Source organism: Sinobaca qinghaiensis (assembly GCF_003610495.1).
In the GTDB taxonomy this organism is placed as follows: Bacteria; Bacillota; Bacilli; order Bacillales; family Marinococcaceae; genus Sinobaca; species Sinobaca qinghaiensis.
In genome coordinates, this window is record NZ_RAPK01000009.1 from 366,825 (window position 1) to 388,751 (window position 21,927).

General features: G+C 40.9%; 18 protein-coding genes and 1 riboswitch. Of the genes, 5 read left to right on the plus strand and 13 right to left on the minus strand.

Annotation, left to right across the window (positions count from 1 at the left end):
- Positions 1-31 precede the first annotated feature (31 nt).
- Positions 32-382: a hypothetical protein gene (locus ATL39_RS11645; RefSeq protein ID WP_120193522.1), complete on the plus strand. Its 351-nt coding sequence runs from the start codon at positions 32-34 to the stop codon at positions 380-382.
- Positions 383-916: 534 nt separating this feature from the next.
- Here the strand turns inward: ATL39_RS11645 and ATL39_RS11650 are convergent.
- From ATL39_RS11650 to ATL39_RS11680, 6 genes are all read right to left on the minus strand, one after another.
- Positions 917-2,134, minus strand: a complete 1,218-nt coding sequence (locus ATL39_RS11650; protein ID WP_120193523.1) for a protein kinase domain-containing protein — start codon at positions 2,132-2,134, stop codon at positions 917-919.
- A 329-nt stretch (positions 2,135-2,463) separates the two neighbouring features.
- On the minus strand, positions 2,464-2,991 hold the full coding sequence (locus ATL39_RS11655; RefSeq protein WP_120193524.1) for a YcxB family protein: 528 nt from the start codon (positions 2,989-2,991) through the stop codon (positions 2,464-2,466).
- A 294-nt stretch (positions 2,992-3,285) separates the two neighbouring features.
- Positions 3,286-4,539 carry a hypothetical protein gene (locus ATL39_RS11660; protein WP_120193525.1) on the minus strand — a complete coding sequence of 418 codons (1,254 nt, stop codon included), beginning with the start codon at positions 4,537-4,539 and terminating at the stop codon, positions 3,286-3,288.
- Between the two features lie 212 nt (positions 4,540-4,751).
- Complete coding sequence (locus ATL39_RS11665; RefSeq protein WP_120193526.1) at positions 4,752-5,360, minus strand: peptidoglycan-binding domain-containing protein; 609 nt, start codon at positions 5,358-5,360, stop codon at positions 4,752-4,754.
- A 664-nt stretch (positions 5,361-6,024) separates the two neighbouring features.
- Positions 6,025-6,843 carry an STAS domain-containing protein gene (locus ATL39_RS11670; protein WP_120193527.1) on the minus strand — a complete coding sequence of 273 codons (819 nt, stop codon included), beginning with the start codon at positions 6,841-6,843 and terminating at the stop codon, positions 6,025-6,027.
- A 457-nt stretch (positions 6,844-7,300) separates the two neighbouring features.
- The gene (locus tag ATL39_RS11680; RefSeq protein ID WP_120193529.1) at positions 7,301-7,666 is read right to left on the minus strand and encodes a VOC family protein; all 366 of its coding nucleotides are present in this window, start codon (positions 7,664-7,666) and stop codon (positions 7,301-7,303) included.
- A 572-nt stretch (positions 7,667-8,238) separates the two neighbouring features.
- Positions 8,239-8,339, plus strand: a riboswitch (SAM riboswitch).
- Positions 8,340-8,455: 116 nt separating this feature from the next.
- Here ATL39_RS11680 and ATL39_RS11685 point away from each other — a divergent pair.
- Positions 8,456-9,505: a homocysteine S-methyltransferase family protein gene (locus tag ATL39_RS11685; protein ID WP_120193530.1), complete on the plus strand. Its 1,050-nt coding sequence runs from the start codon at positions 8,456-8,458 to the stop codon at positions 9,503-9,505.
- A 332-nt stretch (positions 9,506-9,837) separates the two neighbouring features.
- Positions 9,838-11,772 carry a fructose-1,6-bisphosphatase gene (locus ATL39_RS11690; RefSeq protein WP_120193531.1) on the plus strand — a complete coding sequence of 645 codons (1,935 nt, stop codon included), beginning with the start codon at positions 9,838-9,840 and terminating at the stop codon, positions 11,770-11,772.
- Positions 11,773-12,048: 276 nt separating this feature from the next.
- Here ATL39_RS11690 and ATL39_RS11695 read toward each other — a convergent pair whose 3' ends face one another.
- The 3 genes from ATL39_RS11695 to ATL39_RS11705 all read right to left on the minus strand — a co-directional run bounded on the left by ATL39_RS11695 (position 12,049) and on the right by ATL39_RS11705 (position 15,224).
- A complete protein-coding gene (locus tag ATL39_RS11695) occupies positions 12,049-13,542 on the minus strand; it encodes a coproporphyrinogen III oxidase (protein WP_120193532.1) in 1,494 nt (497 codons plus the stop codon).
- A 99-nt stretch (positions 13,543-13,641) separates the two neighbouring features.
- Positions 13,642-14,007, minus strand: a complete 366-nt coding sequence (locus ATL39_RS11700) for a YlbF/YmcA family competence regulator (RefSeq protein WP_120193533.1) — start codon at positions 14,005-14,007, stop codon at positions 13,642-13,644.
- Between the two features lie 77 nt (positions 14,008-14,084).
- Positions 14,085-15,224 carry a DUF445 domain-containing protein gene (locus ATL39_RS11705; protein WP_120193534.1) on the minus strand — a complete coding sequence of 380 codons (1,140 nt, stop codon included), beginning with the start codon at positions 15,222-15,224 and terminating at the stop codon, positions 14,085-14,087.
- A gap of 147 nt (positions 15,225-15,371) precedes the next feature.
- Between ATL39_RS11705 and ATL39_RS11710 the strand changes: the two genes are divergently transcribed.
- The gene (locus tag ATL39_RS11710) at positions 15,372-15,599 is read left to right on the plus strand and encodes a DUF5342 family protein (protein ID WP_120193535.1); all 228 of its coding nucleotides are present in this window, start codon (positions 15,372-15,374) and stop codon (positions 15,597-15,599) included.
- A gap of 46 nt (positions 15,600-15,645) precedes the next feature.
- Here ATL39_RS11710 and ATL39_RS11715 read toward each other — a convergent pair whose 3' ends face one another.
- Both ATL39_RS11715 and ATL39_RS11720 read right to left on the minus strand, forming a co-directional pair.
- Positions 15,646-16,809, minus strand: coding sequence for an iron-containing alcohol dehydrogenase (locus tag ATL39_RS11715; RefSeq protein ID WP_120193536.1), 1,164 nt, complete (start codon positions 16,807-16,809; stop codon positions 15,646-15,648).
- A gap of 110 nt (positions 16,810-16,919) precedes the next feature.
- Positions 16,920-17,366 (minus strand): DUF948 domain-containing protein, encoded by a 447-nt coding sequence (locus ATL39_RS11720; RefSeq protein WP_120193537.1) that lies wholly within the window; start codon positions 17,364-17,366, stop codon positions 16,920-16,922.
- 909 nt (positions 17,367-18,275) lie between these two features.
- On the opposite strand from ATL39_RS11720, the gene ATL39_RS11725 reads away from it, so the two are divergent.
- Positions 18,276-19,058, plus strand: coding sequence for a 3D domain-containing protein (locus tag ATL39_RS11725; RefSeq protein ID WP_120193538.1), 783 nt, complete (start codon positions 18,276-18,278; stop codon positions 19,056-19,058).
- A 62-nt stretch (positions 19,059-19,120) separates the two neighbouring features.
- Here the strand turns inward: ATL39_RS11725 and ATL39_RS11730 are convergent, their stop codons facing one another.
- Entirely contained in the window at positions 19,121-20,044 is a 924-nt protein-coding gene (locus tag ATL39_RS11730; protein WP_120193539.1) for an aldo/keto reductase, read from the minus strand.
- A 154-nt stretch (positions 20,045-20,198) separates the two neighbouring features.
- Entirely contained in the window at positions 20,199-21,917 is a 1,719-nt protein-coding gene (cysI, locus tag ATL39_RS11735; RefSeq protein WP_120193540.1) for an assimilatory sulfite reductase (NADPH) hemoprotein subunit, read from the minus strand.
- Positions 21,918-21,927: the final 10 nt, after the last annotated feature.

Here is a 21,927-nt window from a genome sequence, read left to right on the forward strand (position 1 = left end):
ATGATATACTATAAAAAAGGAGGCGTTGTAGATGAATAACTCTCCAAAGCCAAAATTAAAAGATTTTCTAAACGATGAAGAAAAGCAGGAGTTACAACTCCTTCGTGTTCGTATGGATCACCCGAGAGACGTTCGCGATTCTGAAGAAATAAAAGAACGCATGGATCAGCTCCAACAGATTGCTCGCCAAAACTACCGTAAACATCGAGCCAAACAGCGTAGAGATTCTATTCACCAAAAAAGAGCCAAAACAGTCTCTTTTACTCGCGCCCATCAAAAACCTCCATTGAAAGACTATACAAGTGATAAACCAAGACGCCATTATCAGTCGATAGAAGAACCTTCGGCCTCTACCTCATCCAATCAATACCAAAACAAATAAATTATACTCATTTTACTCTAGCAAGAAGAAATAGAGTGATTCGTTTTAAAACCGCTAAATTAGCGTACAATCCCGAGTTATAATTCTACGAAAAAACAAAGTATCGATTAAACTTCAAGTGATTGGCTGCTTTTAACTCTAAAAACTGTGTAATCGTCGAGCAGCTTGTCGCGTAATTAAGAGATATAGCCACTATCTAGGAAGGGGGAAACCCCTCCTTTTTTTGTGTGTGAAAATAGATTCTTTCTCTTATACTTGTGGATTTACAGCTATAAAAAGACGACCTCAACTATTTGTTACAATAATGGAGGTCGTTTTTTAACGAATAAAGTTTATGATGCTACTTTAAGCTCTGATTTTCCGATTTATACAACATGATTTTATCTTTATTATAGCCCCCTTTAAAAACGATGGTTTTTGAGAGGATGAAGAAGAAGGGATAAACCTTCTTGTCACTTTAAGCGATAACTTGCATCAATTTTAAGTTATGTGTTGCATAGGAGTTGAGAAAAACCAGTAACCTAAGGAGAACATTTACGAAAGGGTAGGATAAACCTTTTCATTTAATACTTTATGCAATTCTTGAACACTTTTAAAACGTTCTGTTTTATGGGAAGATATGGCTTTCAACACAAAATTTTTCAATGCTTGATTTTTCTCTTTTGGATAGTTAGATTGTTTTCCAGTCAATATAAAATAAATTACTTTGGCAAGAACAAAAGTTTCGTGTTCAATACTATAATTCCCAAAGCCAATTCTACTTAAATCAGAATAATCATTTAAGGTCCCTTTTATATCAGTTCCTTGTCTAGTCAACTGGCTTTCTGTAATTTTGACTAAGCCGAAATCTGAAATTTTCACAATCGAAGATCGATCATCGAAATGCTTTAGTAAAATGTTTCGATAACTGATATCTCTATGTAAAAGACCTTTTTCATGAATATAGCTAAAAGCCCTGAGCACTTGTCCCACTAAATTTTTTCTTTTACTCAAGGGAAGATTTTGATTTTCAAACTTCATGTATTCCTCAAGCGTTTGATCAGAAAATTCCATAGTATATTCGTTTTTATCCTTATCATATTTATAGGCTTTAATAATATAAGGCGAATCAAGTTTACTTAATTGCTCGAATTCTATTTCAAACCGTTTTAATTCTTCCTCACTTAACTCTGGTCTGGCTCTTTTGATAGCAAAATCTAAACCATAATTAGGATCTTTGTAATGAAACACTTGGGCATATGAACCACCCCCAATTAATTGTAAACGAGCATTCACGACTTTTACCGGACTTGGAATACTTATCGAAAAGGCAGGAATAAAAATTGGCTGATGATCAATAGTCTCTATTATCGGAAATTCATCAGGGATAGGGCTGCCTCCCGAGGAACTTAAAAAAAAGCTACATTTTTCTATAATTTCTTGATATGTATGATCGATTTGATAAGTTTCTTCAGAAGGCTCTCTTTCAAGAGTTGCTAGAATTATTCTTATTTCTTTAAGGAGGTCGATCAATTCGCGGCTTGCATCCGCATTATAATGCCCTCCTCTACCTGGACTGTTTTTATGATTCATAAATGAAAAGAGGTCGTTAAGTTTGCTATGAATGATAGAAAACGTATGAGCCAATGTTTCATTTGAAATATCATCATAAAAGTTTCTATATAAAATTGCCTTCTCTGCATCGGCATGTAATGGCGCTATTGACTCAAGCTTTATTTTTAGAAAGTTTTCAATGTTTTTTATTCTAATCACCCCTCGTAGAAATTACTTTTAAGCTCCCCATTTTTCTTCATTATAAAGTTTTTTGTACAAAGTTTAAAACTTTTAATGTTGGAGCAGTAAAAGTTTTAAATCTATACTGGACAACTATTCCATAAAAATTTAGGAATGATTGTTCTTTATCAATACCGTTCCTAAAAGTACGATTTTACAAACAAAGAGAGAAGATAAGCTTACGTAAACTTATCTTCTCTCTTTTTATTTAAAACAGATTCTTAATCATCCCACGTATATTAATTGCTGTACGAGTTATGCTCAGCTTTGTATGTCGTCAACATTCTAACACCATTCTTTATAAAAGGTTATGAATGTTTTTTAAGATGCAGTTTATCTTTGTCCACACATTGTTTCATCGTTTTTTTGACAATCTCCCTATCATCTTTCGATTCAAAGAATCGATGAGGTAAAACCACGGCTCTCGTTGGAGCTAGGTATATAATAAACATATTAGCAAACTCAAATACTTGATGAATTTCCTCCCAAATATGTTTCGCTTCTCCTCTCTCATTTTGTTGGAATACATATTCTTCGTTAATAAAATATGTATTGGTACGTCTCGTATAAGGATCTTTTTGGTAAATTTTTTGAGATGTAAAATACATCATACAGATGCCCAAAGCATAATATAACAGAGTAATAGCTAACGACCAAAAAAGAACAGCCAACCCAGAAAGAGCATATACATCCACCAAGTTCATCAGTAATAAGAAAATAAATACAAGAAGAAAAAATGGAAGAGATATTAACACAAGCCTCTTTCGGGAATCAAACAAACGAAGCATAACAAACTCTTTTTGACTTAGTTGACCATGACATGTGATGTTTTCCATATAACAACACCTCCTAGCTTGTAGTTATTTGATTATGTATTACCCAATACTGTGCATTTTACGTAAAATATAATTATATTTCAAAAAATAGTATGAAATCTTTTGGAAGTTTTATTTGTTACAGGCTTATGGAATAAATTCTTTTATTTATTTGTCCCTAAATGTTTAAATTAACTTTACGGTCGTTTTTTATTTCACCTACATATTTACGAACGGAAAACAGTCTACTTCTTAGAGAAAAGAAAAATAAGGATGAGAGAGATATCGGTTTTCACACCTCTCCTACCAAACAAGCTATTCTTCCACATCTGTTATCTCAAATGATTGAACCACGTCGAAATAATCTTCCCGCAATTCGTCATACTCCTCCGTGTCAAAAGTGAGATCAAAAAACACTTCGTACACGTGCCCATCTATTTCTTTTAAAAACCAGTATTCTTCATATCCATCAAATTCCGCGCGTACAGCCGTTGTAAAAACGCCTGTGTCAAATTCCTCCTCTTCGTGCAAATAATCAATTGTACGCACATAATTATTCCCAAATCCCACAAAATCCTCCGCCGCTCTGTTCCGTATTTTTTCTTCTCGAGTGGGGGCATTTTCCAGCTTCTCTGCCCGAATGACCAAATCGGAACTGCGAGGGATATCGCTTTCTTTTTCCACCGTTTCTTCATAAGGCGTACCAAACGTGTAGCGATACACATGATAAGCAGGATAAGAGCCTCTAAACGTTGCTGCTTCAGGAAAATTAAAAGAATATCCGACCTCCGGGTATTCTCCCAGTAAATTGTTCGAAGGCTCATAGGCCAAGCGTGCCGGGGTCTCCTTCATTACCGCATTATCGTCAAACTCTTCCGTATCAAACGTAATAGACTGAAGCGAACCAAGCATTGTCTCAAACAGCGCTTCATTCTCCTCTTCCGTACTCGGAATGGTTAATGTAGCTTGTATATAGTCTTGTTCTGCTTCTCCAAATAATTCATAACGAAGAGTTCCGGCTTCTGTTTTGTGCTTCACCATATAAGTGAAAGGATCGATGTCGCTTTCTTCATTAGTGAGAACCGTTACCTCTTCCTCTACCAAATTATCTACCCATCTTATGTACGCATCTTTTATGTCCTCCAAATGTGTGCCGGTCCCTTCCTCCACGTCTTGCTTGACCTTTTCTTTGACCTCTAGTGCTTCTTCTTCTGTGTGATCAAAATCTAAATAGTCATGTACAAATATGTACTCATATTTGTTGATGGGATTAATCTCTATCGTCGGAACTTCTTCCCTCAGCAATTGAGTGGTATCCAGGTTGAAATCAAATTCATCTGCCATGGCTTCCTGCCAAAAAAACATACGCTGATCAGGTCCACCCCCTTCATAGTTGGAAAGGCGCTCGAATGAATCATCCATAGTGACCTGGTAAGCGTTGCCTGCCAACAATGCATCCTCTTCATTCTCCGCCTTCTCATTCTCCACCCCGTACGTGGTGCTTCCCGCTCCGTTCATACAAGCCGTCAGCAGCAATAAGCTGCCGGCATATACCATGATGTGCTTCAATGTAATGTCCTCCTTATGCAGCATATCTATTTCTTTTATTGTACCATTATTGATTTCCATATTTTATCCAAAGAAAAGATATCAGTGGGATCTAATGAAAAATGATCCCGGTATAATACCGGGATCACCTCTTAACAGCTTAGATCTTTTTATAAACTTTCCATTTTATAGGGCACCAATCAAGAACAGCTCTTTTTTTTCAGATAAATAGTTTATCGTACATAAGTGAATATGGAATCCCAGGTTTTTGGTCCTACTACTCCATCGACCTGCAAGCCGGAGTATTCCTGGTACACCCGAATGTTTCTTTCTGTTTCTATTCCGTAAATGCCATCAACAGCCATTTCCATCCCTCTTTCTTCCGTTAGAAATCGCTGAATTTCCATGACATACTCGCCTCTATCTCCATATCGAAATAGTTCATTAGGGTATGGATGACGGTCAGATAAACTTTGATACGTATTTGGACCAACGACACCATCAACAGTTAATCCGTAGGTATCCTGATAACTTCTCACACTGTCCGCTGTGTTTGGTCCAAAAATACCATCCACATTTGTTGAAAATCCTCGAGTATCCAATAACCGCTGAACATCAGAAACATATTCGCTTCTTTGATCTCCTTGCCGGAGGATAACATCTCCATTAGTTAACGCTAAATAAATATTAAAACCTTCATTAAATTCTTCATGTCCGGTATCTACATCAGAATAATCCGTTGTGCTTGGATCTTCGTGTGTAGAAGCTAATGAGGTAGCTGGACCAGCCACCATACCTAATGTTACTACACCTGCTAAACTTACCATTGCAAATTTCTTCAAAAGAAAAACCCCCAAAAAATAGTATATTGTACCATTTTCTGTTTTCCACTGATTGTATAATAATAAACTTATTCGCTTCTTTGATCTCCCTGTCAGAGGATAACTTCTCTAATAGTTAACGCTAAATAAATATTAAAGCCTTCATTAAATACTTTACGCCCGGTAGCTGCAGAAGCTGTGGCGCTGGTATCTTCGTTTGTAGAAGCTAATGAGGTAAGCCACCATACCTAATGCTACTACGGCTGCTAAACTTACGCCTGAACAGATTGCAGATGCAATTCTAGCAGTAAAAGCCATAACAACTGCTTAATTTTTAATTTAATCTCACTTTTTATAAGGGTTTATATGTATCATATAAAATATCAAGACTTCCTTTGGATAAGATTATCTAAAGGTTTTTTTATCTTTTTAAATGTATCAATATGTTTATCCAAAGAAAACACCCCAACCGTTAGATTTCACTCTAACGATTGGGGTGCAATAATAGACTGCGAGGATATTTTAATACAAATTTAGGTACGGTCCAGAAGTTATTCGATCAATAAAAGAATACCAGTCAATACCATTAGTCACTAAGGTATGTATCAAACGCCATTTGCTCAAAATACGCGTACTCCCAGCAACGGGCGTGGACAGTCCACTACTGGACTTTCCATTTTACGTTCTAGGAGGGCACCATTTGTTCTAATGCTTCTTTAACACTACGATAAGTTTCAATATTATCTACGGTGCTCCCCAGTTTTATGATCGTACGTGCCATGTCTGGACGAACGCCTGCAATAACGGTGTGAATACCTAACAGCTCTAAAGTGTCCGTAATCGTTGACAAGCGGGAAGCTACATCCGAGTCGAACTTATGAATGCCTGAAAAATCTATGATCAAGATAGTAATGCCACTTTCTACAATGTCCGGTATCACGCTCTGGATAATATGATCGGTGCGCTCTTCATTTAAGGAGCCCACGAGCGGCAATATAGATACGTCTTTTTTCACTGGTACAACAGGTGCAGAAAGCAGCAGCAATTCTTCCTCCAGCTTTTGCAGGTTTAATTGAAACTGAATATTGTAATGCTCGGTAGAATTTTTTATGGCTTGATCGAAAATGTCACTCATCCGATGCATGAAATAAAAGGCATCACCGAGGATTCCTACTCCATGCTTTTGAAATTCTCCTTCAATCTCTTTGACGACGTTCAAGCGGAATTGAGAAAGCAGCATGACAATATAGGTCAAGCTATACCCTTGCTTGCTCAGCACATCCGCGGGATCGTAATCCAGATTGGCAGCGGTCGTTGAATGCTGTTCATCGAGCTCCTCTTTGATCTTCAGAAACAAATAATGAAGTAAATCGTGATGCAGATCATATTCCCGTTGAGAGAGTTCGTGCTCGAGGTTCTGAGATGTCGTATTGACAATACGGCCAATTACTTCGTCGACGTTATGAAAAAAATGGTCATATAATTCTTTTCCGATGTAGGCCATAAAATCCCCCTCTTTCCCTCCTCTTTCACGGTATTAAATATTTTCAAACATTATTTAAGAAGAGTTCCTGCATCCCTCTTCTAAATACTTAAAAAAAGCGATACTCAAAACACTCCTGTTTTATTGATAAACTACTACGATATTTTATTGTTTCAACTTCAGAACATTATTCAAGCTATCCAGCATTTCATTAGCCGCGGTGCAGCTTCCTGCAACTTTTCTCCTTCTTAATTTCCTTTTTGTAAAAAAGAAGAACATCTCAGCGTTAAATTCAGAAATGTTTTCCATGAAGGAAATGACCACGCCATAGAAATAAAAGGAAAACAATTCAACACCTCTTCACTACAACCTTCGTTTTTTCTAAGAAATCTCTATTTAATAGGTATTTGTAAGGCGTTAACGTTATATTCTTCTGCTTATATCATCTTTACAGCAAAACCTATTAAACCAAAATGATTCACACCCATTCTAGGAACTCGAGGCGATTTCCGAAAGGATCGTGTATGTAAAACCTGTTTGCCCCTTGTAGTGGTTCATCTTCTATTACTTCTATATTATTTTCCTGTATTCGTTTTTTTAAATCTTCCAGATTGTCCACTTCAAAAGCAGGATGGGCCTTTTTTGCAGGGCTGAATTCATCCTGTATACCAATATGCAGCTGATGGCTTCCGCATTGAAACCAAACCCCGCCTCTTTTCGCTAAATTTTCAGGCTTAGGTCTCTCTTCCATCCCTAATATTCCTGCAAAGAATTCTCTCGCTTCTTCTTCTGTGGCTTTTGGCGCCGCTAATTGTATATGATCCAATCCCTTAAAATAATACATTCTATTTCCTCCCTGATTTTTGTATTCACCGTAAAACCTTTTTATGCATGGATATACTCCTCTTTCACCTTATCAAGAGATGGAAGTTGACCCACTTAAAAACGAAAGAATCCCTATAGCCGCTAATAAAAGGAAAACTATAAACAAAGCAAACAATACGTAAAGAAAAATCTTCATTGGTTTCTCCTTTTTATTTCCTCTTTAAAAATATCAAATATGTAAACAACGAACGTTTAGGGATCTATTAAGGGATCTCTTAATGTCCATCTTAAATAAATTCTTCCAATTTTATAGAAATACATGTTAACTATATACTATAAAATGATATTTTTGTATTTATTATACAAATAACTTTTAATTAACATTGGTATAAAATTCGTTTTCTATACCTTTTTTGCTTGTTACAATAAATCTACATTACCTAGTTGCACCCATTATTTACATAATCGCGGTATCCAAAGTTTTTCCGATAAAATAAAGAAGGAATTCCATTATTTTTCATTTGTATTATCTCTTCTTGACTTTCATCAACGGCGATTGTATTCTAAATATTACTAATTTAATACACAACTTTTTTATCAAGAGAGATGGAGGGACTGGCCCTTTGACATCTCAGCAGCAGACTAGTAATAGTACTGTGCTAATTCCAGAAGCATTAGCTTGAAGATAAGAAGAGCAATTTGTCGTACATCGTCAAACCCCCTTCTTTATTTAAGAAGGGGGTTTACTTTTTAGATGCACGACAAGAGAATCACCCAATAATAAAGAGAGAAAAAGGAGAGTATTTTGATGAAACGCAGCTTAGAAGAACGACTCAAAGAAGGAACAGTTATTGCCGGAGAAGGGTTTCTATTTGAACTGGAGCGTAGAGGCTATTTACAGGCGGGCTCCTTTGTACCGGAAGTAGCATTGGAGAATCCGGATGCACTAAAAGAGACATACCGTGACTTTATGAAGGCGGGGTCTGATGTAGTACTGGCTTTCACATACAATGCTCATAGAGAAAAAATGCGCATCATCGGCAAGGAAGATTTATTGGAACCGCTGAACCGAAGTGCGATCCGCTTAGCGAAGGAAGTAGCCAAAGAACATCCGACGGAAGAAGCGTTGGTAGCGGGTAATATCTCCAATACGAATATTTTCGATCCGGAGGATCCGGATTCGAAAGAAAAAGTCAGAGGCATGTTTGCTGAGATGATCGGGTGGTGTAAAGAAGAAGGCGTTGATTACATTCATGCCGAAACATTTTACTACCATGAGGAGGCCGCCATCGCATTAGAAGAAATTCAAAAGCAGGACCTCCCTGCTGTCATTCTGCACGGACTAATGGGCGAGAATATTCTGCGGGACGGCTATACCGTGGAGGATTCTTGTAAAGCGCTGTCTGAGAAAGGCGCACTGGTCGTTGGAATGAATTGCTTCCGCGGACCGGATACTATGCAGCCCTACCTCGAAAAAATCTGCTCTCAGGTCGATGGCTATGTAGGCGGACTGCCGGTTCCTTATCGCACCACCGAAGAACATCCCACCTTTTTCAATCTGCCGGATAGCGGATGCAGCTGCCATCTGCCGACGGAAACAACGTTTCCAACGGCATTGGAGCCTCTGTCCCACAATCGGTATGAATTGGCTGAATGGGCAAAGAAAGCAAAAGATACCGGAGTTAATTACATCGGACTATGCTGCGGTGCTTCTCCCGCTATGGTGCGGGCGATTGCTGAAGCAACTGGACTGGAGACCATCAATTCCCAATACTCACCTGATATGGAAAAACATTTTCTATTCGGTAAAGACAAGACACTGAAACAGCATAACCTAAGCTATCGTTCAAAAGCTTAAATAGCAGATACATTTTTTCTTGTGTAATGAATGAAGAAGGAGAGAAAGAGGCTTTTTGAGCCTCTTTCTCTCCTTTTTAAAGAGCTAAACAAAAATGAACAACGAGATATGGTTTAATACATATCACTTCCTTTCTTTTCCGGTTACCATCTCTCCTCTTTATCAATTGTAAAAATATTCTTGTTATTTCACTAGCCCCTGTGGAATATCTGCTATAAACTAAGAGTATACAGAAAATTTCTACTGCTAAGATGGGGATATTGCATTCATTCAATAAGGATAGACTTTCCTTTATTGGAAATGGGAGTACGAATGTTGAGAGGGGTGGCCTAATGGAAAATTTAAAGTATTTAGATCTGCTTGCCCAGAAATATGAAAGTGAAGAAAAAGTCGTCACTGAGATCATTAATCTTGAAGCCATACTTGACCTTCCAAAGGGGACGGAACATTTTGTAAGTGATTTACACGGTGAGTACCACGCGTTTCAACATGTGCTGCGGAATGGTTCCGGAAATGTAAAAATGAAAATTATCGATCTTTTCAAAGAGGAACTGGCTGATTGGGAGATCGATGAATTCGCTACATTGATTTATTATCCGGAAGAGAAGCTGCAATTAGTAAAAAGTAATTTCAGCAGTAAACAAGAATTACGGGATTGGTACATAGACAGCATCGCACACCTGTTGAAGCTTGTTTCCTATGCGTCTTCCAAATATACTCGTTCAAAATTACGTAAAGCTCTTCCCAATCAATTTGTTTATATTATTGAAGAATTATTATATAAAACGGATGAGTTCAAAAACAAGAAAGAATACTACGGAAAAATGCTTGAGCGAATCATTTCCCTGGGCCAGGCCGACAAATTGATTATTGGACTCGCCTACACGACGCAGCGGTTGGTGGTGGATCATCTTCATGTGGTAGGAGATATTTATGACCGGGGGCCGGATCCGCATAAAATTATGGATACGCTCATCCATCATCATTCTGTAGACATTCAGTGGGGAAACCATGATGTTTTATGGTTAGGCGCTTTTGCCGGCTCTAAAGTCTGCCTGGCCAATATTATCCGGATCTGCGCGCGTTACAACAATCTCGATATTATTGAAGATGTTTACGGCATCAATCTGCGCCCCCTTTTGAATTTAGCGGAGAAATATTATGACGATAATCCTGCGTTTCGTCCGAAGCGCAATGCAGGGGAACAATTGACCGAGCAGGAACAGCTTCAGATTACTAAGATTCATCAAGCCATTTCCATCATTCAGTTTAAACTCGAAAGTCCAATTATTAAAAGACGCCCCTGCTTAAATATGGAAGATCGGCTCTTGCTTGAGAAAGTAGATTATAAAAATAATGAAGTGACTCTTCATGGCAAAACGTACTCGTTGGAAAAGCCTTGTTTTGCGACTATTAATCCGGAACGGCCTGAAGAATTATTAGAGGAAGAACAACAGGTTATTGATAAACTGCTCTTTTCTATTCAGCACTCAGAAAAATTGACCAGACATATGGACTTTCTCATGAAAAAAGGCGGCCTGTATTTAAAATATAACGGAAATCTGCTGATCCATGGATGCATTCCTTTAGATGAAGACGGAAGCATGAAAGAAATGGAAATTGAAGGAATCACCTATGCCGGACGTGAGCTGCTGGATGTTTTCGAACGCTATGTTCGGAATGCCTTTGCCCATCCTGAAGATACGGATGACTTTGCGACCGATATGATCTGGTATCTATGGACAGGAGAAAATTCCTCCCTATTTGGTAAAAGAGAAATGACCACCTTTGAGCGGTATTTTATTAAAGAAAAAGAAACACATAAAGAACGAAAGAATCCTTATTATTACCTGCGTGAAGATGAGGAAATGTGCCGGAGGATGCTCGCTGAGTTTGAGCTCAATCCCGATCAGGGACGTATTATCAACGGGCATACGCCTGTAAAGGAGATTGATGGAGAAGACCCAATCAAAGCGAATGGAAAGATGATCGTTATCGATGGCGGATTCTCGAAAGCATACCAGTCCACAACAGGGATAGCCGGATACACCCTTTTATACAACTCCTATGGCATGCAGCTCGTCGCTCATCAGCTATTTAACTCAAAAGAAGATGTGTTAACGAAAGAAACCGATGTCTTTTCAGTCAAAAGATTGGTCGATGAAGAACTGGAACGGAAAAAAGTGAGAGAAACGAATATTGGTGAAAAACTATTACAGGAAATCAACAGCTTGAATAGCTTAAGAGAACATCGTTATATAAAATAATATTCATAAAAAAAGACTGTTCTTCTGAAAAAGGAACAGTCTTTTTTGAAATTGTCTGATCTTGTATATCTATATATAACCTTACATCCTTTTAAATCTGTGTTAAGGATGAAAAATAAACAGGGGCGACTCCGGCAGAACAGCCATAGGAGAAGATAAAGAGGATGTTCTTTTCCTCTTTATCTGAGGCATGGCCAGCGGAAAGCGTCCCCTGTACATATTCTATATTTTCAACAACCTGAAAAGACTGTTCCCCTGAAAAGGAACAGTCTTTTTTTATGCTTTCTGGGAAGCTGGAAACAGCCCGGAAAGAGTATCTAATTTTTTCACCGTATATTCGCCGTAGGACTGAATATACGAGATCGGATCTTTCGGATTGGCAAACCTTGAGATACGGCCCGTTTCCGGATCGACCCATTTGCTTGCCGCGCCGCAGCCGAGTCCGATAATCGTCTGCAGTTCCTCCATAATAATAATATTATACAGGCTCTCTTTGCCTTTAAAGGAGTATCCGACGTTCTCCAGGTTGCCTAGTATATTTTTCTGCCGGTACAAATAATAAGGTTCATAGCTGTGGTCGGCCATCCACTGCGAAGACAGATTCATCATCTGTTCCACTTCCGCCGGCTCCGCTACTTTGTATTTGTTTTTCTGGCGCGTCATTTCCGATGCTTTTTTAAACGACAGCGTATGAACGGTTACAGACTCCGGCAGCAGCTTTTCTGTTTCTGCGAGGCTGTGGGCCATCTCTTCCATGCCTTCGTTCGGAAGACCGATGATTAAGTCCATATTAATATTATTCATGCCGTGGACTTTGGCCAGCTTATACTTATCAATCGTCTCTTCCACCGAATGATGACGCCCGATCGCTTTCAGCGTTTCATTCGTAAAGGACTGTGGATTAATGCTGATCCGGTCAATATTCCACTTTTTTAATACGTCCAGCTTTTCCGGAGTGATCGTATCCGGACGTCCGGCCTCTACGGTAATCTCCCTGATGTTTTCAATATCAGGAATCACCTCATACATATGACTATATAAGGCATCCATCTCTTCGGCAGTGATGCTCGTCGGCGTACCGCCTCCAAAATAAATCGTGTCGACCGGTACATTGTTCTCTTTGAGCCACCGGCCCGTTTCCTCCATCTCATAATGGAGTCCTTCCAGAAACGTCACGACCGATCCGTTCCGGCCGTTCATTGCATAGGCAGGAAACGTACAGTACGCGCATTTGGTCGGACAGAATGGAATTCCTATATAAATGCTGACACCTTTGGAAAGCTCGTAAATATCCGGAAGCACTTCCTGCTGCTTGAGGGCAATACTGGTTAAAAGCTCTGCCTTTTCCGGGGTCACAATATAGTCTTCCAGCAGCCAGTGTTTAATATCTTCCGGGCCCGCTCCGCCCTGGTGCCATTGATGCCAGAGCTTCGTTGGACGCATCCCTGTTAACAGCCCCCACGGCTGTTCGGTATGAAACCATTTGTTTAACAGCTGAACCGTTACGTGGAGTTTTCTTCTTTTGATTTCTTTACTGTCGGGAGCCTCCTGCGTAAACGCAGCTGATGGATAATAAGTATAGGAAAGCTCCGCCTCTTCTGCGTACAGGGTTCCTCTCGTCTGATCGCGGCTCGAAGAAAAGGAAAGCGTCATCTCTGTATCTTCATTCTGCTCTTCGGTCACCTTGAGCTGTCTGCCGTAAAGATCTACGGTGTGCTGGAAATTCTGCTTTTCTTTTTCCTCCACACCTTTAATATATAGTAGCACCATACTGTTCTGCTCCTTTGTTAATCAATTTGCCCGGCATGGTTGTAGTTTTTGATTTTTTATTTGAAAAAAACCCCTCCGAAAAGGGGTTTTTCTTTCATACTATTGAACGTTTTCTGGATCGTCCGGGTTTCCGTAAAGCTCTTCCAACGGCTCTGTAATAATTTTGTTTACATCTCCGATGACTGTGCTTACTTTCTGCTCCTGCTCCATCAACAATGAGATAACCTCATGCTGCTGAACCATTTCAAACTGCTGTTGAGCCTGCGTGATCTCTTCTTCAGTTGGCTGCTGGCCCTGCATCTGCTTTTGCTGCAGTTCAAGCTGAACGTTTCTGAAGTTATCAAGCATACGCTTGGCTACTTCGTCCTCTTCTACCTGAACGTGAAGGTTTTTAAGCTGTTGAAATTCATCACTATCACGCAAAGAACGGGATAGTTCGTGTGCTTTATCATAAACATTTGACATAACTAATGACCTCCTTTAAAACAATCTTGTACGATCATAACAGACTCACCTGGGAAATTCACGTATTTCGACTACATTTATGAAAAAAATAACGCAAACAATCCTTGAAACGCGCCTATAAACCCGCCAAGCAGGGCTCCCAGATACGTAATCATTTTAAATTCTTTTCCCGATATCGCGAGCACCATCGCTTCCAGACGTCCCACCGAGAATGTATCAACCCGCTCCCGGATAACATCTTCAAGCTCCAGATAATCAAATACGCTCAACAGCTTTGCAGACAATGCCGGCTGCACCTGATCCCACAGCTCGGGGATCCATTTATTAATAATATGCTCTTCGTAGGAAGGCGCCCACTCTGCAATCGGCATATCCAGACGATCGAGTACCGTCAGCTCACGATTCAATGCTTTCACTGAGTACCGCGCCACTGATTTCGTATTTAACTGGGCACCGGCTTTCCATACCGGCTGGTCGAGCAGCTTTTCCCATTCTTTAATAATAAATCCTTTGAAAAACATAGCCGAGGAAGGATCCCTGAAAAACCGGACCAGTTCAGGCTGGAGCTTATCGAGGATTTTATCATTGCCAAACATGGAGCTGAGAAAGTTAAATACGGACCCTTTCCCCTGCAGAAATTTCTCCAGCAGTGTTTCCAGCTGAACTCTTCCTGCATCGCTTTCAAAGTAACGGGCCCCTTTGTCCGCTATTCTTGCTGCAAAGGAATCAAAATAGGATTCTGCTGAAATCTTCCACTCCGGCGGCAGCATTTCATCAATAGATTTTTCCTGGTTATGGTAAATAAACATCTGCAGTTTTTTGTCTATCCACTCTTCCGAATAAGCTGTCATTTTTCCGCGGGCATCGGTGACGCCTGCATACTGTTTCAGCAGGTCCGCCACGGAACGTTTTGAATGCATCCATCCTTTTGCTTCCCGCTGCAGAATTTGTATGACCTGCTTTTGAAATCCTCTTTCATTGAATTTCTCCTGCATTCCTTCAGGGGTCAGCAGATGATCAACGACCATCCGCCCCATCTGCTCTGCCATATCTTTTCTTCGTTTTGGAATCAGACCCGGCGTAAATGGCACTCTCCAATTTTTTATATATACAGCCTGGTAAGGCCGAAACAGCATCTTTATGGCCAGGGAGTTGGTCGCGCCTCCAATAATTGCTCCCATTGCTATCATGATTAGTATTAACAGTATGGCATTCATAATTTGTATCTCCTTTGTTTCACTCGCTTTACGGGTCAATCATACTTTACCAATCCACTGCTTTCCAGGCAAGCAATTGCAGTGAATTATGGCGTGGAAAAGGAATATGCTACGATACTAGTATAACGCAGTAAAGGAGAGATACGAATGATCAGCCACTTTCAATGGAAAGAAATAAAAAACAACTGGATTAACCGCGAATGGGCTGTCTCCTTCTATTATAAAGGAGAACACATTAATGGATCTTACTTTAAAGATGGCAGCATGGAGCTTCCCATCGATTCTTTCACGCAGGAAGAACAGGAAAAGATAAAAGCGCAGATTCATGATCTGATGCTTTATCATGTATACGAAGACCATCATCCGGAAACATAAAAAAGCCCTCTGAACGGCTGCACCGTTTAGAGGGCTTTCGCATTTTCTATAAAGAAGCCTGCAGAATCGCTTTTACATCATCCTGCTGAAGAGAGTTGAAGTTACCAAATTCGCCGTTAATCATTGCTTTATCGGTGATGAGATCCAGCTTGGAGTCATCAATATCGTAATAGGATAACTGCTCAGGCGCTCCGATGCTGCTCCAGAATTCACGAAGCTTTTGAATGCCTTCCATCGCAGCTTCTTCATCCGTTTTGCCGGATGGGTCTACATCAAATACACGGACAGCAAGCTGGCGGAAGCGGGCAGGATTGACTTGTACATTATGCTTCATCCAGTTCGGGAATAAAATAGCCAGGCCGCCTGCATGAGGGATGTCATAAACCGCCGATACGGCGTGTTCTATATTATGCGATGCCCAGTCTCCGTTGTATCCCATCTGCAGCATACCATTGAGCGCTATTGTACCGGAATAAAGAATCGTTTCCCGATGCTCGTAGCTCTGCAGATCCTGCATTAATTTCGGTGCTGCTTCTTTTACCGTCAGCAGAACCGACTCGCACATTCTGTCCTGGAGAGGTGTGTGGGACGCATTGTTAAAGTACTGCTCCATCACGTGCGTCATCATATCTACAATACCGTACACCGTCTGGTCTTCAGGTACGCTTTTCGTATATTCCGGATCGAGTATCGAGAAATCAGGGAATACAGCCGGGCTGCCCCATCCGTACTTTTCCTGGGTTTCCCAGTTTGTAATAACGGAGCCGGCATTCATTTCAGAGCCTGTTGCCGCCAGTGTTAAAACCGTTCCGAAAGGAAGAGCTTCTTTTGCATAAGCTTTTTTAGTTACAATATCCCAGGCCGGGCCGTCGTATTTCGCACCGGCTGCAATCAGCTTCGTACAATCAATAACGCTTCCTCCGCCGGCTGCAAGCAGAACATCTATCCCTTCCCGTTTGCAGATTTCAATACCTTTTTCAGCTGTAGTAAGCTTCGGGTTTGGCTCCACGCCGGATAATTCGAAAATTTCTGCGCTCATTTGATGAAGTTCCTGGATAATATCATCATATAATCCGCTTTTCTTTATACTGCCGCCGCCGTAAACGAGCAGCACTTTCTTTCCGTGCTTAGGCAGCTCAGTCTGGAGCTTTTCCAGCTGATCTTTACCGAAAATTAATTTGGTTGGATTGTAAAACGAAAAGTTATTCATAAAATCCTCCTTCGAATTGTTAAGACTTACTTATTATAACCAGCCTCATCTAAAAAAAGACAGGAAGCAGGCTTCCTGTCTTTATTAAATAGGCAGCATAAGCAGGATAATTATTCTGCTGTATTGGCTAGACCTGCTTTTACGGCATTTCTTTTTTGAAACAAATAGTAGCCTGCCAGTGCGGATTCATAAACCGTACCGAGGTTGTTGCGGCCTTCTACATCTGTTCCCTGGGCACTTCCGCCTTTTAAGGACATGGTCATATCAACCAGAGAAGAGGATTCGTTTCTCGCTCTTTCTCCTGCATTTGCCACAATGTACACGATTGGTGCATACGAAGCAATCTGCTTGTTTACTTCTGTCAGTGCGCTGTTTGCTTTACTGAACATATCATTAACCTGGGCACCGCCCTGCTCAACCTGTTCAGGCAGCTTATTTACCGTTTCGTTAATGCCCTTAAGCGTGGAAGCTACGTTAAGCAGTACCTTCATAAGCACCAGTACTAATATGGCAAAGACAATTCCAACTATTAATACAATAATTCCAGCTATATTCATCGTTCACTCCTCCTTTTATGTATTTATCATACACTCCTTTATATGTACCACCAAATAGGGTTAGGTAAAACACTAATATGTCCGGGTCCCTTTATAAAGAAAAAAACAGCTCTGCTGCAGCGGCTGATCCGCTGAAGCAAAGCTGTTTTGTAATGCTCTGCTTTTCTTATAGGAAGAAAAGCTTCCGTTCACTGATGTAACCTGTCCGTGTGCAGAAGTCCCCCGACTGCTCAGCACGGAACATAAAGAGTGGTCATTTCACCTTTTTTCAGGTCCCGCAACCCGGGAAAAGATGATTTCATTTTCACAGATATAGTAATTGGTACGCTGCGGATAATGAGAACTGTGCATGGTCCCGCAACCTTGCAGCAGCTTCCAAAATATTTTCCGGCTTGAAAGTATACTGATATACTTCATCAGGCACGTGAAATATTCACTGCAGCGTGTTCTCTATTATTGTACCCCGTTTTGCATGCTTTTACATCCCTCTTTTTCATTATTTTTCATATTATTTATAAATAATGTATATCGAGACGAAGTCCCGGTCCCAAGAGTCGTTGTGCCTGCAAAACAGCTGGTTGGTTATTCCTTTCACCTGAGTCGAAAATAACAAGACGCCTTCTATTATTCTCGGCATTTGGATAATCAATGTATCTATTTATGATATTAATTGATTTTTCTAAATATATCATTACGATTACAAAGATTTTTAAAATATTTCCCGTTAACTTTCAAAACCCCTATTCTTGAGCATATAGGGAGAATAGTATGAGTAGTTTCGGATGATGACAGGAACTTAACATTTATTTCAGTTGTATTTCATTATCAAAAAACGTATTGTAACCTGTTCTTTTTTTAGATATATTCGTACTCGGCAAGTAACCCAAACAAAACATAAGGAGTGTTTCGATGAAATTTTCAAGTCCCCGTTTAAAAACAGGTATAGTAACAGCAGCAGTAGGTACTCTATTATTTATTGCTTCTCCCGCAGATAGTGATGCAGCTTCAACAGATTCTTACATTCAGCAAGGTCAGTCCAACGAAGCCGTTGTAGAGCTTCAGGAAGATCTTCAGAGCCTTGGACTATATGATTACAAAATTGACGGCATTTTCGGTTCTATTACAGCTTCTGGAGTTAAAGAACTTCAAGCAAGCGCCGACATTAACGTTGACGGAGTAGTTGGACCTAACACACGCTCTGCTTTAGAAAACTCCCTTGATTCCGGATCTGATGTCGCTCCCGCAAGCACAACTAAATCCAGCGAATCAAAGTCTTCTAAAGAAGAAGCACCAGCTGAAGAAAAAGCACCTTCCGAGTCTACTTCAAGTGAATCTGCTCCAAAAGAAAAAGAAGCTGTAGCATCTGCTAACACTTCTTCAGAACAGACTTCTTCTCCTGAAGGACAGTCTATGACTATGGAAGCTACTGCATACACTGCAGGCTGCGCAGGATGCTCCGGTATTACTGCTAACGGCACAGACCTTCGTAACAGCCCTAACAAAAAAGTTATCGCTGTAGACCCTAGCGTTATCCCACTTGGTTCTAAAGTACACGTTGAAGGTTACGGAACAGCTATCGCAGCTGACACTGGCGGAGCTATCAAAGGCAACCGCATTGACCTTCACGTACCTACTAAGTCCGATGCATTCTCATTCGGCCGCCAGAGCGTTAAGGTAACAGTATTGAACTAATAAAGCATCATTTAAAAAGCACCAGCCTCCCGAGAGGCTGGTGCTTTTTTTTGTTTTTTTGTTTATGGCAGCTCATTTCCGGCTGCAAGGTAGATGTCATACCATTCCTGTCTTGTAAGCATCACGTCTGAGGCTTTTGCTATGCCTGTGAGGCGTTCTGTGTTCATTGTGCCAGCTATGGTCTGGATACCGGCTGGATGCCTTAAAATCCAAGCCACAGCTGCTGCTGATGGAGTGATGTTGTAGCGGTCCCCTATTTCGCGGAGCTGTTTGTTCAGCTCAGGAAACTTGTCGTTATCGACAAATACGCCCTCCATCATTCCATATTGAAACGGAGACCAGGCCTGAATCGTCATATCATGAAGCCTGCTGTAATCAAGAATGCTGTCATCGTGGGAAATGGAAGGTGTATTCTTCATGTTTACGTTAAGCCCTGCATCAATCATCCCTGAATGCATAATGCTGAACTGAAGCTGATTTGCGATTAAATCCTGCTTTACATGTTTTTTCAACAATTCAATCTGCATCGGATTCTGGTTGCTGACCCCGAAATGCTTTACTTTTCCGCTCTCTTCCAATTCATTGAAGGCTTCTGCTACCTCTTCAGGCTCAACTAAAGCATCCGGCCTGTGCAGCAGCAGGACGTCTATATAATCCGTCTGCAGCCGCTTTAAGCTTTGCTCTACGGATTCAATAATATGTTCTTTGGAAAAATCAAACGACCGGCTGCGGATGCCGCATTTTGTCTGGATAATCATCTTCTCCCGCAGATCGTCATTCATTCCTGCCGCTTCTGCAAATACGGTATCTGCCTGTACGTTTTCATCTGCATATATATCCGCGTGATCAAAAAAATTAATTCCTGCATCCATGGCGTTTCTAATTACTTTTTCTGCTTCTGTTTTGGAAAGGTCTTTTATGCGCATGCATCCTAAACCAATGTTAGGCACTTCCAGACTGCTCGTACCAAGTTTCAATTGCTTCATTAATAAAAACTCCTTTGTCATTTAGCTGCCGTTTACCTATACCCTTTAAAAGGAAACTCAATCCTTTTTCATCACCTGAACCGATCCAAAAAAAGCCTCCACCATTTTTCAGGTGAAGGCTTTTTTATTTTGCTGCATTATTAAAATTCATATTTCAGCGGTGGAAATTAGTACCGGAAGTTACTTCTTCTACATAACCCGCCCGGATAACGAAATCACCGAAATGCTCATTTTCTTCACGCTCTTTAGCGTATTGATCGAATAAGGGACGGAGGCTTTCCAATATTTCTTCCTCGCCGATATTTTCCTTGTACATTTTGCTGAGTCGCTCTCCCGAGAAGCCGGCTCCAAGATACATATTGTATTTACCGGGAGCTTTTCCGATAAAGCCGATTTCTCCGAGTGCCGCCCGGGAACAGCCATTGGGACAGCCGGCCATGCGGATAATAATTTCTTTATCGCTGAGTCCGGACTGATCGAGCAGTTCTTCAAGCTTGTCGACTAATGACGGCAGATAGCGCTCTGATTCAGCCATTGCCAGTCCGCACGTCGGAAAGGCTACACAGGCCATAGAGTTTCTGCGAAGAGCAGACTGGTTCTCACCGTCTGTCAAACCGTATTTTTCTACGATTTCCATTACTTTCTTTTTCTTCTGGGTCGTAATATTGCTGATGATTAGATTCTGATTCGCGCTTAGACGGAACTCTCCTGTATGAAGTTCAGCGATTTCACGAAGACCTGTCATAAGCTTATAGTCTTCGGTATCTTTAATACGGCCGTTCTGGATAAACAAATTCAAATGCCATCTTCCATTATGGCCCTTGCTCCATCCATAGCGGTCTCCGCTGCTTTCGAACTCATACGAGCGTGCTTCTTCGAGTTCCCAGCCAAGACGGCTGTGAAGCTCTTCTACGATATTCTCCAGGCCGAGACGGTCAATGGTGTATTTAAAACGGGCGTATTTTCTTACGCTTCTGTCACCGTAGTCTCTTTGGATCGTAATTACTTTTTCAGCTAAATCAACAATTTTTTCAGGCGTACAGAAACCAACGATTCTGCCAAGCTGCGGATACGTCGCCGTATCGCCATGGGTCATGCCCATGCCGCCGCCCAGAGAAACATTAAAGCCGGCCAGCTTCCCGTCTTCAATTACAGCTATCAGGCCGATATCCTGTGAAAAGACATCCACATCGTTTGATGGCGGAACCGCAATACCAATTTTAAACTTACGGGGAAGATAGGTTTCGCCGTACATCGGCTCTGCATTATCTTCTGAATCGCTGTCCATGATTTTTTCTTCGTCCAGCCACATTTCATAATACGCTCTTGTTTTCGGAAGCAGATCATCACTCAGCCGCTTGGACCATTCATATACTTCCTCGTGAATCTGCGACTGGTATGGATTTGGGGTACACATTACGTTTCTGTTTACATCTCCACAGGCGGCCACCGTGTCCATCAAAGATTCATTGATAGACTGGATTGTTTTTTTCATATTCCATTTTAATATGCCGTGGATCTGAAACGTCTGGCGTGTCGTCAGCTTGAGGGTTTCATTCCCATATTGATAGGCAAGCTTATCCATCATCAGCCATTGATCAGGAGTAGCTACTCCTCCCGGCAGACGGACACGCAGCATAAATTGATATGCCGCTTCCAGCTTTGAGCGCTGGCGTTCTTTACGGAGGTCGCGGTCATCCTGAAGATAGCTGCCGTGGAATTTCATCAGGCGGTTATCATCGTCCGGGATTCCGGCACTGATTCTGTCCTCCAGTGTTTCTACGAGCGTTCCACGCAGGTAATTACTTTCCGTTTTTATTCGTTCTACGTCACTCGGCGGACCATCAACCGGAGCTAATTTATTGTTAGCCATGAATTATAAC